General features: G+C 56.6%; 9 protein-coding genes. 4 read left to right on the top strand and 5 right to left on the bottom strand.

The window, feature by feature from the left end; translation table 11 throughout:
* Window positions 1–4: 4 nt before the first annotated feature.
* From WG31_RS05410 to WG31_RS05390, 5 genes are all read right to left on the bottom strand, one after another.
* Window positions 5–1,582, bottom strand: a complete 1,578-nt coding sequence (locus tag WG31_RS05410) for a DHA2 family efflux MFS transporter permease subunit (protein WP_063353877.1) — start codon at window positions 1,580–1,582, stop codon at window positions 5–7.
* Complete coding sequence (locus WG31_RS05405; RefSeq protein WP_063353876.1) at window positions 1,579–2,778, bottom strand: HlyD family secretion protein; 1,200 nt, start codon at window positions 2,776–2,778, stop codon at window positions 1,579–1,581. Before WG31_RS05405 ends, WG31_RS05410 begins: the two co-directional genes overlap by 4 nt.
* A gap of 172 nt (window positions 2,779–2,950) precedes the next feature.
* Window positions 2,951–4,744 carry an ABC transporter ATP-binding protein gene (locus WG31_RS05400; protein ID WP_063353875.1) on the bottom strand — a complete coding sequence of 598 codons (1,794 nt, stop codon included), beginning with the start codon at window positions 4,742–4,744 and terminating at the stop codon, window positions 2,951–2,953.
* A gap of 56 nt (window positions 4,745–4,800) precedes the next feature.
* Window positions 4,801–5,994: a CCA tRNA nucleotidyltransferase gene (locus tag WG31_RS05395; protein WP_063353874.1), complete on the bottom strand. Its 1,194-nt coding sequence runs from the start codon at window positions 5,992–5,994 to the stop codon at window positions 4,801–4,803.
* Entirely contained in the window at window positions 5,991–6,596 is a 606-nt protein-coding gene (locus tag WG31_RS05390) for a DUF1285 domain-containing protein (protein WP_063353873.1), read from the bottom strand. Before WG31_RS05390 ends, WG31_RS05395 begins: the two co-directional genes overlap by 4 nt.
* A gap of 82 nt (window positions 6,597–6,678) precedes the next feature.
* Here WG31_RS05390 and WG31_RS05385 point away from each other — a divergent pair, with 82 nt between their 5' ends.
* The 4 genes from WG31_RS05385 to WG31_RS05370 are packed head-to-tail and all read left to right on the top strand — an operon-like array spanning window position 6,679 to window position 13,638.
* Entirely contained in the window at window positions 6,679–7,716 is a 1,038-nt protein-coding gene (locus WG31_RS05385) for an AAA family ATPase (RefSeq protein WP_157884500.1), read from the top strand.
* Window positions 7,717–7,721: 5 nt separating this feature from the next.
* The gene (locus WG31_RS05380; RefSeq protein ID WP_063353871.1) at window positions 7,722–8,705 is read left to right on the top strand and encodes a DUF58 domain-containing protein; all 984 of its coding nucleotides are present in this window, start codon (window positions 7,722–7,724) and stop codon (window positions 8,703–8,705) included.
* Window positions 8,702–11,497: a DUF4159 domain-containing protein gene (locus tag WG31_RS05375; RefSeq protein WP_063353870.1), complete on the top strand. Its 2,796-nt coding sequence runs from the start codon at window positions 8,702–8,704 to the stop codon at window positions 11,495–11,497. The genes WG31_RS05380 and WG31_RS05375 overlap by 4 nt, the downstream gene beginning before the upstream one ends.
* Window positions 11,494–13,638: a hypothetical protein gene (locus tag WG31_RS05370; protein WP_063353869.1), complete on the top strand. Its 2,145-nt coding sequence runs from the start codon at window positions 11,494–11,496 to the stop codon at window positions 13,636–13,638. The genes WG31_RS05375 and WG31_RS05370 overlap by 4 nt, the downstream gene beginning before the upstream one ends.
* Window positions 13,639–13,647: the final 9 nt, after the last annotated feature.

Genomic DNA, 13,647 nt, shown 5'->3' with positions numbered 1-13,647 from the left:
CTTTTTAGTGTGCGCCAGTCGTCTTGCCACTGCCTGTAATGGCAGAAAACAGGAAGCAGAACGGCACACAAAGAAACGAACCTATACCCAAGATCATGAACACTTCATTGTAAGACAACATAGCCACCTGCCGGGTGAATTCCTGAAACAGGGTGTGCTGTGCAATGGCCTGTGCCGCGCCGGGGGCGTATCCGTGGGCTGTGGCAACACCCTTGGCCTGCGCCAGATAATCATTATACGGCTGATGGTACGGCGTCATCCACTGCACCATGTAGGACTGATGCGCCTGCCGCCGCTCTGTAAGCAGTGCCGTGGCACCAGAAATAGCCAAAGACCCCAACACGTTACGCGCCATACTGAATAATGCCGAAGCATCTGCATTCAGTTTTTCCGGAATGGTGGAATACGCAATAGTGGAAAGCGGCACAAACAGAAAAGCCAAACAGGCCGTCTGGCTCATGCGGAACAGCATGAGATGATGGAAGTCCAGCAATGGCAACAAATGGGCTGACCAAAACAGAGCAATGCCCATAAGCCCAAAACCAAGCGCAATCACATTCCGCACAGGCATGAGCGTCATAAGCTTACCCACTATGGGGATCAGGAAGATAACGGCAATTCCCCCCGGAGAAAGCAGCAAACCGGAAATAGTGGCCGTGTACCCCATAACCTGCTGGGCAAACTGCGGAACAATAATAGCGGATGCATAAAGCAGCGCCCCCATTGCCCCCATAAGTGCTGTGCCCACCGCAAAGTTACGATCCTTGAACACACGCAAATCCACTGCCGGGTTTTTGGCGTGCAACAGCCACAAAACAGCGCCACCAATGCCCAAAAACGCCAGCACACCCATAATGCGAATGAAGGTGGAGCCAAACCAGTCTGCATCCTCACCACGGTCCACCATCACTTCAAGGCTGGCAAACCCAATGGTAATCAGGCTGATACCAATGGCATCCACTGGGGCTTTTTGTTTGCGCGCCCATGGTGGATCTTCCACCAACGCCATAACGCCAACGGTTGTTAAAAACCCGAATGGCACGTTGATGAAGAAAATCCAGCGCCAAGAGAAGTTATCGGTAATCCACCCACCCAGCGTTGGCCCAATAACCGGCCCCACAACGGCTGCAATGGCGGTAAGGCCAAACGCTGCGGCACGTTTTTCGGGCGGAAAACTATCCAAAATAATGGACTGCTGGTTGGGCTGAAGCCCTCCGCCAAAAAAGCCCTGTAACAGACGAAAAACAACCAGTTCTGCAAGGCTGGTGGCCGTACCGCACAAAAACGACGATACGGTGAACATAACAATGCAGATAAGAAAGTAGTTTTTACGGCCAAAAACCTTACCCAGCCAACCGGAAATTGTCAGCACAATCCCGTTGGCCACCAGATAGGCGGTCAATGTCCATGTAGCGTCATCATACGTGCTGGACAGGCTCCCTGCGATATGTGGCAGGGAGACGTTCACAATGGTTGTATCCAGAATTTCCATGAACGCCGCCATGGTCACAACAAAGGCGACTGTCCACGGATTATGCTTCGGCTTCCACCCGCCGGGGGCTACTTCGGCCTGTGTGCTCATTGCGCAGCCGGGGTTGCTGGTTCTGCCCCATCACGCGGCGGCGAATCAGAGTGCCCTTCTGTATCAACATGCACAGTGGGCACCACGGACATACCAAGTGCCAACGGCTGGTTGGGGTCCAGCCCATCATCGATCAGGATTTTAACTGGCACGCGCTGCACAATTTTTACGTAGTTGCCGGTTGCGTTTTCTGGCGGAAAGGCACTGAACTGCGCGCCCGTGCCTTTTTGCAGTGAATCAATATGCCCATGCACCTTAAGGGATGGATAGGCATCTACCTTGATATCCACCTTCTGGCCGGGCTTCATACGGGTAATCTGGGTTTCCTTGTAGTTGGCCACTACCCATACTTCCGGCTCCACAATGGACAGTATATTCTGCCCCTGCTGCACATAGTTGCCCTGTTCCAGATTACGTTGGGAAATCCAGCCATCATGCGGGGCACGAATTTCTGTCCATTCCAGATTCAGGTTTGCCGTTTCCAGCCGGGCCTGTGCGGTTTTAACTGCGGCCTCTTCCTGAGTGATCTGGATAGCGGTGTTCTGAATATTGGGTTGCACAGGCATGGCCATCTGCACGGCACCCTGTGCGGCTATCACGCGGGCTTTGGCGGCATCCAACGCAGCACGAGCGGAATCTATATCCTGCTGCGAAGTTGCTGCACGTTCCACCACATGCTGGCGGCGGAAATCTGTTTGCGCCTTAAATTCCTGAGCCTTGGCGGCTTCTAGCTGGCCTTTTGCCTGCAACAGCTTACCGGGAAACTCCAGCATAGCCACCATGTGCATCATGTCACTGGCGTTCTTGGAGGCCTGCGCGCTTTCAACCTGTGCAGCAGCCTGATCTCGCGCGGCTTTCCAGTCTCGCGGGTCTATACGCGCCAGAAGCTGCCCTTTGCGTACAAACTGGTTATCGTTCACCAGCAGTTCTGTCACATACCCGCTAACATGCGGCGCAATGGTAATGGCGCGCCCGGCGGTAAAAGCATCATCGGTTTCAACTTCATTGCGAGTCATAAACCAGTAAACACCGGCCCCCACAGCCAGCACGGCAATAACACCAGTGAGAATAATCTTGCGGCGAGGATTCTCTTTTTTCTTTTCTTCTGGCTTGGCTGGTGCGCCGGTATTTGCGGAAGACTGGTCGTTGTGGTCGTCTGTCATACTGTTCCCTGCCATCTCAAACGCACGGCGCATACCCTGCTTTTTCGGTCAATTCATCTCTGACCGAACTGGTCGGTCAGTTTTGTGGCATGTTCACAAGCAGGCATCAAGTCGCACATGGCATTCAGCACACATGCAACCTGGGTTTTTAATGTTTTGCTGTAAAAAAGACGCAGTTTGCCTCGCCCAATCTGCTGCGCTGGCCTTAACGTTCCAACCCCTGTGTTCTAACCAGCCGCGCATATAGACCGTTTTGCGCCATGAGTTCATCATGGTTTCCGCATTCCACAGCATGGCCTTCCTGCATGACCACCACCAGATCTGCTGACCGTACGGTGGAAAGACGATGCGCCACCACAAGCGTTGTACGCCCTTTACGCAGGGTCACCAAAGCGTCCTGCACTGCGGCTTCGTTCTCACTATCCAGTGCGCTTGTCGCTTCGTCCAGCAGCAGAAGGCGTGGGTTGCGCAGTAGAGCGCGCGCCAAGGCCACACGCTGCCTCTGCCCGCCAGAAAGGCGCTGCCCACCCGGCCCCACTATGGTTTCATACCCTGCGGGCAAGGCCAGAATAAACTTTTCGGCTGCGGCTGCTTTGGCCGCTGCCTGAACCTCTTCTTCCGTGGCGGTGGGGCGGCCTATCAGAATGTTGTCGCGCACAGAAAGGTCAAACAGCAGCGGATCTTGGCTGACATAAGCGATGGCATCTCGCAAGCTGGCCAGTGTGATATCCCGCAGATCTTGCCCATCCAGTAAAATGCAGCCCGATGTGACATCATGCAGCCGCGGCACAAGGGAAAGCGCAGTGGACTTACCTGCACCAGATGGCCCCACCAGCGCTACGGTAAAGCCCGGCTTGGCCTCAAAATTAAGGCCGGAAAGACCAACGCGACCATCTGGGTAAACAAAGCCGACATCTTTAAAAACCAGATCACCCTGCCCGGCACCAAGAAGCACAGCATTGGGGCTATCTGCCACGGCGGGTTTTTCATCAATAATTTCAAAAATACGCACAAGCCCGGCCAACCCTTCCTGCAAAGCGGCGTTCAAGGCCCCTAATGCACGTAAGGGGCGTGCTGCCAGCAACAAAGCCGCCACAAAGCCGGAAAAATCCCCCAATGTGGCCCCGCCCATAGCGGCCCGCCACCCTGCAAAACCTAATACCGCAGCCACGGCAGAACCACCCAGCGCTTCTAACAAGGGGTCAACACGTGCACGACCGCGCGTAATACGCAGCATGGCCTGATGCAGATGATCGAAGGAAATGGCCGCGCGTTCTTCCTCGCGCTGTTCAAGCCGATACACGCGCACAGTACGAGCCTGGCTAAAGCTTTCTGTTAGAAAAGCAGCGGTTTCCCCAATCCGTTCCTGCATGCCACCAGAAGCGCGCCGCACGCGTTTGCCCAGCTTTTGAATAGGCACTGCGGCAATGGGGTAAAGCAGACCGGCTATCAGGCTGAGTTCCCAATCCATGTAAAACATGGAGGCAATCAGCCCCACCACGGTCACAACATCACCCAGCGAGTTTACTGCGCGGATCATGGCTTCACGGATAGAAACGGCATCCGTGGTAAAACGTGCTGCCAGTTTGGCCGGAGCTTCACGCTCTACATCGGTAATATCCGCCTGCATCAGATGCGCAAACATCTCGCTTTGCAAACCACGAATAACCTTGAGCACCAACCCCTGAGACGCCAGCGTTTGCGCGTATTGAGAAATGGATTTGGCAACCGTAATCAGCACCACCAACAGCGGCACCTGATACAGAATGCGGGAATCATGGCTGGAAAACATATCCAGCGCACGCTGAATAACCAGCGGGTACAATGCAGTAAGCCCGGCTGTTAATACCGTAAGCAGCACAACAGCCGTAAGGTTACCGGGAAAATGGCGCACCTGCTGCCGCCATAACCGCCTCAGAAGCACGCGGGTATCATCCGGCAATAAATCGCGGGAAGAACGGGACGAACGGGTAGAGGAAGCAGATGCTTGTGACGTCATGCGTCTTCTCTAACAGCCTCCCCCCCTTTCGCGTAAGAGGCTGACGCATGGTTTTATTATGGCAACGCTTTCACCAGCTCTAACGCATAGGCCAGACAAGCCTGTTTATCTGCGCTGCAACCACCCTGTTGCCACCAGTTACGCACATCTTTCAGCACCTGCCCAACGTGCGGCCCCGGCTGGCAGCCTGCCTCTAGCAAATCTCGCCCTGCTATCGGAAACACAGGGATTTCAAGCTGCGCTAAACGTTGCCGCAGTTCTTCGCCCAAAACATCAGAATACCGCGCCTGATGCAGCCAACTGCGTGCAGCCAGAATATCTGGCGGAGTATCTGCCAATAAATGGCGTAATTGCGCATCGGACATCTTGGGCAAAGGTACGGGTTCAGCCTGCATGGCTTTGAGGCGTGCGGCTTCAGCGCGAGAAAATTTGAGGCGGCGTGCCATATCTGCGCTTTTATTCGGCACCAAAGCAGCAAGCCGCAGCAGTGCATCTGCTGGCGGATTAAACGCCATCAACCGTGCAAACAAAGGCACATTTGCACCTTCTGGCAACAGAACAGGCAGAATACCGGCCTGCTGCATCAAATACACAACATCCTGCGCCTTCGGCCCAGCCAGAATACGTTTAAGTTCAGACCATACCCGCTCAACAGACAGGCCGTTCAGCAACGCCGCCTGCGCAGTAATGGCCTGCATGGCCTGTGCATCTGCCCGCCCCTGCCCATAGCGCCCCCAAAAGCGAAAAAACCGCAGAATACGCAGCGCATCTTCCTGTATCCGCAGCGTGACATCGCCTACAAAACGCACAGTTCCTTCTGCCAGATCTTGCTGGCCGCCAAAATAATCATGCACAGCACCTGTGCTGTCACAGGACATGGCGTTGATTGTAAAATCTCGGCGCGCGGCATCTTCCTGCCAGTTGTCTGTCCAGCACACCACGGCGTGCCGTCCATCTGTTTCCACATCGCGCCGTAGGGTGGTAATTTCATAGGGCGCGGAATCGATAACCGCTGTCACTGTGCCATGCGCCAACCCGGTAGGCACAACTGTAATGCCCTGCGCCTTCAGGCCTTGCATAACCTCTTCGGGCGGTTGCGGCACTGCCAGATCAACATCTGCAATAGCGCGCCCCACCATCAAATCACGCACCACACCGCCAACAAGCCGTGCTTCAGGCAGCACGGCCCATATCTGCTCCAGCGCATGCAAACGTGCAGGAGCCAGCCGGTGCAATAAAGTGCGAGTCATGCGTCGCAATCTGTGCCGGATGATTGCCTGGAAAGCGGAAAAAAGCACCCGCAACTCCACACGCCCATGCAGGGAACCCCTTGGCACACGCCTGGTTCTGCCAAAGCGGCCAGCTCGTACCACACTGGGCGAGACAGACGCGCTTCTAACGGAAAGCGCCTATCATCCCCCTCTCGCAAGCGGATATAGGGTGGGCAACTCTCCGGGCACGCTTCTGGCGGCATGTTCCAATCTGTCCGAATCGGGTGCTCTGGCCCAGCCACCACCACTTCATCCATATTGGTGCGAAAACACAGACGCTGCATTCTGCCGCAGCCTGTCCAATCCAGCTCTACCGCCAGAAAAGGCACGTCTTCCACTTCAATATACCCGGTCTCAAAAGGAGAGCGTAGCAGGTATGCCCCTTTTTCATCCCGCGTGAGCATGGAGCCAAACATGCACAGCATGGCCTTACGTTTTATGGGCGTGCCCCTATAAAGCCACACGCCATCGCGCCGCACCAGAAAAGGCAGGTATCCCAAGTCATGCCTTTTTCTTTCCGGGCTTTCCTGATGCCCCGAACAGGCAAGACTGTCGCCACTCACTGCGTGTTCGCCTTTCACTGGCCTATCATCCTGTAATACGTGTCCATACCGTCATCCTGATGATATAGGGATGATACCCCGCTTGATGTAAGCCCCGTATGTGCTTCACACTGGAACCATGACCGCATCAGACGCATCGCAGCCCGCGCAACAGCCCTCATCTCCTCCCGAAGTGCGGGAGGCAGACCGTATCTGCGAACGGCTGCAAGCCGTGCAGCAGGAAACCTCTCGCATTGTTTTTGGCCAAAAACAGGTTATCCGCCAAACGCTTGCCACCATTCTTGCTGGTGGCCACGCGCTTTTGGTGGGGGCGCCCGGTTTAGGCAAAACATTGCTGGTCACAACTTTGGGAACAGTGCTGGGGCTTGATTCGCGCCGCGTGCAGTTTACGCCAGACCTTATGCCCTCCGATATTACGGGCAGTGAAATTCTGGATGAAGATGCCTCTGGCCACCGAAGCTTCCGCTTTGTGCCCGGCCCGGTATTCTGCCAGTTGCTGATGGCGGATGAAATCAACCGCGCCAGCCCCCGTACACAGTCTGCGCTGCTGCAAGCCATGCAGGAACACCGCGTAAGCGTAGCCGGAACAGAATACCCTTTGCCACGCCCTTTTCATGTTCTGGCCACCCAGAACCCTATGGAGCAGGAAGGCACCTACCCGCTGCCAGAAGCGCAGCTTGACCGCTTTATGCTGCAAATTCCGCTCTCCTTCCCTGATGAAGCTGCGGAACGGCAGATGCTGCTGGCCACCACCGGCGCACAAACAGAACAGCCCCAAACCCTTATGGATGCCGCAAGCCTGCTGGAAGCACAGGCACTGGTGCGCCGTATTCCGGTAGGTGAAAAAGTGCTGGATGCCATTCTCAACCTGGTGCGCAACGCCCGGCCAGAAACCACGCAAGATGCCACCTTGCGTGAACAAATTGCTTGGGGCCCCGGCCCGCGTGCCGCACAAACGCTTATGCTGGCCACCCGCGCATGCGCCTTGCTGGATGGCAGACTTTCCCCCAGCATGGATGATGTTGCGGCACTGGCCCAGCCTGTTCTGGCCCACCGTATGGCGCTTACTTTTGCCGCCCGCGCTGAAGGTGTGCAAATTCAGGATGTAATCTCTCGCCTTCTGCAACAACTGGGTTAAAGCCATTGCGCGGCCCCTCCTTTCTTACCGCCGCATTCCGCCGCAATAAGGCTGGCACCACACAGGCTCCGCATTTTGCCGCGCTGGCAGATAGTTCTGCTGCCATCGGGCAACCTGCCACGCTTACTCAACAAGCACAGGCCTTGGCGGCACGCATGCCCGATTTAATTGTGCAGGCCAATCGCACCGCCGCCACACTGGCGGCCGGGCAGCACCCGCAACATCGCGCGGGGTGGGGAGATACCTTCTGGCAATATCGCCCAGCCCAGCCGGGAGAGCCTGCTGCGCATATAGACTGGCGACAGTCCGCCCGCAGCACCCATGCTTATGTGCGCGAAACAGAAGCCGAAAGCGCGCAAACCATTCTGTTGTGGTGTGATCTTTCTGGCTCCATGAACTGGCACTCCCGCACCAACATGCCCACCAAGCTGGAAAGCGCCATTCTACTCACGCTGGCAATGGCCGCTGCTCTTGCTCGTGGGGGAGAACGCATTCGGCTGCTTTCTTCATCCGGTATGGTGCATCTACCCTCTGGAGGCAGCCTTCTGGAGCGTCTGGCATTGGCTTTGGTGTTTCAGGCTTCCTCGCCGCAAAAAAATACGCTGCCTGCCGCTGTCGCGCTGCCGCGCCATGCACATTTACTGCTGACCAGTGATCTGCTGTGTGAAACAGAGGCCCTGCGCGGTCTGCTGCATCAATGTGCAGCGCAGGGCGTGCGTGCACATATTCTCCATATCGCAGATCCGGCAGAGCTTTCCCTGCCCTATGAAGGGCGCGTTGAGTTTACGGGGCTGGAGCAGGAACCGCCCATTGAGCTGCCCCATGTGCAAACATTGCGTGCAGATTACACCCATCTGGCATCTGCACGTAGCAGCCAGATTGAGCAAATGGCTACAAGCCTTGGGCATGATTATATTTGCCATGTTACCGATACTCCAGCCACGCCCACCTTGCTGGCCCTGCATAATTTGATGGGCCGCCGGGTATGATTTTTCTGGCTCCCCTTGCCCTACTGGGCCTGCTTACGCTGCCGTTGGTGTGGTGGCTTGTGCGTGCAATACCCCCGCGCCCACGCCAACAAGTGTTTCCGCCTGTAAAACTGTTGGCCAGCCTGAAACCACGCCATACCGAGGCTGCACGCTCTCCGCTGTGGTTGCTGCTCCTCCGGCTGCTCGCTGTTACTTTGTTGGTTCTTGGCTTGGCCCGGCCAGTGCTACCGGGGCACAATGCCGCCCAGCAAGGATCTGGCCCGGTGTTGCTTATTATAGATAACGGCATGTTCAGCGCCGCAGACTGGAACGAACGTTTAGCCGCTGCCCAGAATTTTCTGGATGATGCCGAACGCGCCAAACGTCCCGTGCTGTTGCTTACCACCGCGCCGGAAGCCGAAACATCTGTGGCAGAAAGCCTCGCCCCCTTGCCAGTTGCTCAAGTGCGGCAGCATCTAAACGCGTTGCGCCCAGAACCTTGGCAAGTAGATCGCTTAGCTGCCGCCCACACACTGGAACATCTAGCGGCACAAACATTTGGCAGTATTCTGTATCTGGCGGATGGTGTTGCCACCCCCAGCGATGGCGCGTTTACGCACACCCTGCAACGTTTAGGGCGCGTGCGGGAAGTGCGCTTTCCGCATCAAAACGCTGTGGCTCTGGCTCCGGTGGTCGATAAAGGCAATAACGTCATGGCACGGCTGGTGGCGATGCCTGCTGCGGCTCCACGCAGTTTTAATGTTATTGCGCATACGCAAGATGGGGGCACACTGGCCGTTGTACCCGTAACCCTGCCCGCACAATCTGGTCACGCCAATATTGCTGTGAACTTGCCTGCCGCCGTGCGCAACCGCATAGATACGCTTACGCTTGCAGGCACAGCTAGCGCTGCCACCACAGTGCTAATGGATGAAAGCAGCCGCCTGCATCCGGTAGGGCTTCTGGCTTCCGGCGGAGCGGATACACCTTTAGTGGGGTCTTTGTTCTATTTGCGCCGCGCTCTTGCCCCTTCTGCCGAATTGCATGAAGGCACGCCATTGGCGCTTTTAAGCCGCCCGCTTTCTGTTTTAATTGCGCCTGATGGCACATTGGCAGACCCGGAAACACGAGAAAAAGTGCGTGAATGGGTTAAAAATGGCGGCACACTCATCCGCTTTGCAGGACCAGCCCTTGCCGGTGCCCAGCATGATGATGCGACTGAAACCACCGAGAACGACAATACCCAGCAGACCATGCAAGATCTGCTTCCCGTCGCTTTGCTGGATGGTGCACGCCAACTCGGCGGCTCCATGACATGGGGCACCCCGCAAAAACTTGCCAAGTTTGATGCCACCTCCCCATTCGCTGGTTTAGTGCCTCCTCATGATGTCACAGTCTCTCGGCAGGTTCTGGCACGCCCCTCCGCCACACTTACTGAGCATACATGGGCACGGCTGGCAGATGGCACGCCTCTGGTTACACATGCCGCGCTGGGCAAAGGTGAAATTGTGCTGTTCCATGTCAGCAGCACGACAGATTGGTCTAACCTGCCGCTTTCCGGGTTGTTTGTCTCCATGCTGCAAAGGCTGACAGACCACGCAAACGGCGTAAGTGTGCCAGCGGATGATGCCATATTGCAACCAGCCCTTACGCTGGATGGTGCAGGTATTGCTGGCCCTCCGCCACCTTATGCGCGCGGCCTAAAAGCTTCCGCCTTTGCCAGCACGGATGTTTCCCCCGCGCACCCTCCGGGCCTGTATGGCCCCGGTTCTGGCCGCCGCGCCTTAAATGCCGCGGACCACGTTGCCACGCTGCATCCTGAAAGCGCCGTGGGTCTTATTACAGATCCGGCAGGACAACAGCCGGATGTGCCTCTGGGGCGCTTCTGCCTTCTGGCAGCCATTGTTCTGCTGTTGCTTGATGGCGCTGTGGTTCTGCTGATGCGCAAAGGGCTTTTGGTTACCAACCGCGCTCATACGGCTGCATTGGTTATAGGCGGGCTGCTGTTCGGCATGGCCGCTCCGGCCCATGCAGCAGATACACAACCGCCGGTTCCTGCACAACAAACCTTACCCTCCGTGCCCGGAGCAGCACTTGAAACACGTCTGGCCTACGTGTTGACCGGGCATGAAGATGTAGATGAAGCCTCGCGCCAAGGGCTTCAGGGTTTGGCGGATTTTACGAATGCCCGCACATCTGCCGTGCTGGGCCACCCTGATGGCGTGCACCCCGAAACGGATGATCTAGCCTACTATCCATTGCTATACTGGCCGATTACGCCAGATGCTCATACCTCTCCCGCCATGATAGCCGCACTCAACCGTTTTATGGCGCATGGTGGCATTTTGCTCATTGATACCCAAGGACAGGACACGCCAGACGGCACCACAGATGATGCCAGCTTTGCCGGAGATGCTCCGGGCACGCGTGCCGCCCTGCGCCGTGCTACAACAGGGCTAACAGTGCCGCCCCTCGTAACCATGAATGACCACCACCTACTGGCGCATACTTTTTACCTGCTGCATGACTTTCCGGGCCGTTACGCTGGCCAGCCCATCTGGGTGGCGCGGGAAGGCGATGCCGGAAATGATGAAGTCAGCCCCATTATTATCGGCTCGGCAGACTGGGCACACGCTTGGGCGGTTGATCCATCTGGCAATACGCCCTTTGCGGTTATTCCTGGTGGCGCAGAGCAGCGGTTACTGGCTTATCGCTTTGGACTAAATATTGTCATTTACGCGCTTACCGGCAGTTATAAGGCAGACCAAGTGCATGTGCCCATGCTGCTGAAACGGCTGGAAGACCGGCCATGATAAACAATCTAATGCAATCCATTGGTTTTGCGCCACTTCTGCCTTTATGGCTGCTGGCTCTACTAGGCATTGGGGGCCTGATACTTTGTGCGTGGAGCCTGTATAACGGCGCGCGCGGGGCCTTGCTGCGCTTGGCTGCTCTTGCCTCGCTTCTGTTCTGGCTGGCGGGCCCGCAGCATCTGCGTGAAAGCTGGCATAGCCTGCCCCAAACCGCCCTTATGCTGGTAGATCAATCTCCTTCCATGTCTATCGGACAACGGGCAGCTATTGCCCGGCAGGCGGCAGATGCATTGGCCCACATGCAGGTGGAAGGGCTGAATATTCGTACCGTTACAGTGCGCCAGAACGGGCATGACGGCACCCGCCTGTTTGAAGCCCTGGATCAGGCTGCAGCAGATATTCCACCCGATCAGCTTGCTGGCGCCATGATGGTTACAGATGGTCAGGTTGCTGATATTCCGGCCAGCCTGCCAGATCGCCTGCGCCCGCACACTGCTGCGAGAGAACAAACTCCCCTACCCCTGCATGTGTTGCTGACCGCCAAAGGTGAGGAAATAGACCGCAAGCTCCAGATACTAGAAGCACCGCCCTACGCCATTGCCGGACAACCCGCACATTTACGCGTATTGGCCGAAGATTCCGGCCCCGGCACGCATACTGGCACACCAGCGGAACTTACCTTACGCGTGAATGGGGAAGAGCCTGTGGTCATCCCTGTTGTTACAGGCACGCCGCAAGATATCAGCATCCCTGTTGCACGGCCGGGGCAGATGCTTATCAGCCTTTCGGTTTCCCCTCTGTCGGGGGAAATCTCACAACTGAATAATCAAAACATCACCCATATTATGGGTATTCGGGACAGGCTGCGGGTTTTGCTGATTTCCGGCACCCCCAACCAAGGGGAGCGTGTCTGGCGCCGGTTGCTGAAAGCAGACCCGGCAGTGGATCTGATCCACTTCACCATTCTGCGTCCACCAGAAAAAGATGATGGCACGCCGCTATCTGATCTGGCGCTCATTGCTTTTCCCGTAAAGGAACTATTTCAGGACAAGATCAACCAGTTTGACCTGATCATTCTGGATGGTTTTGAAAACCGCAGCATTCTGCCCCACAGCTATCTGGAAAACATTGCCAACTTTGTGCGCCGTGGTGGTGGGTTGTTGCTAACCGCTGGGCCGGAATTTGTAGGCCCCGGATCATTACAGGAAACCCCTGTAGGCGATGTGCTGCCCGCGCATGTGCCGCCAGAAACAGGCATGGTTGAGCGCCAGTTCCGCCCTCGGTTAACTGCGCAAGGCCGCCAACACCCTGTTACGGCTGCTCTTTCTGGTACGCCCGATGCCAACGTGCCAGATAGCACCACAACCGTTGCTGGCGCATGGGGGCCTTGGTACCGCGCTCTCAAACCAGACAGCACACATGGTGAAGTGCTGATGAGCGGACCAGATGCCGCCCCTCTGCTGGTTCTAGACCGAGTGGATCAGGGCCGTGTGGCCCTCCTGCTTTCTGACCAGATCTGGCTTTGGTCTCGCGGTGAAGGTGGTGGCGGACCGCAGGCGGAATTACTGCGCCGGATTTCCCATTGGCTGATGAAAGAGCCAGAGCTGGAAGAAGAACAACTGGCTGCCAGCATTACAGACAACGTGTTAACCGTAACGCGCCACAGTATCAGCACCGAAGCCACTCTGCCCGGTGTCACCATCACGGCGCCTTCGGGCACGCAAACATCCCCGCACCTGCATGCTGCCCCACAGGATGGCAGCCAGACAGCAACCATGCCCGCCAATGAAGCAGGAATCTGGCAGGTAACAGATGGCACCCACACCGCCTACGCAGCTCCAGTGCAAAGCGATATCCGTGAAATGACGGATTTACGGGCCACAGCCACCAAGCTGGCGCCTATTGTGCAGCAGTCTGGCGGTGGTGTGTTCTGGCTGGGTACGCCCGGACATTTGGCCATACCCACCATTCGGATGGCAGAATCCTCCACCCTGCACGGCGCAAATTGGCTGGCCTTCCCGCAACGTGGCGCGCATATTGTAACGGGCAAAAGTGCAGAACCCTTATTGCCAACATGGAGCATGCTGCTGGTATCTCTCGCCTTCCTTTTTGCAGGATGGTGGCGTGAAGGCCGGAATTGATAACAACAG

The sequence above is a fragment of the Acetobacter oryzifermentans genome (assembly GCF_001628715.1).
GTDB classification, from domain to species: Bacteria; Pseudomonadota; Alphaproteobacteria; order Acetobacterales; family Acetobacteraceae; genus Acetobacter; species Acetobacter oryzifermentans.
The sequence above is the reverse complement of the archived record's forward strand: the minus strand, read 5'-3'. Positions and strand labels throughout refer to the sequence as shown.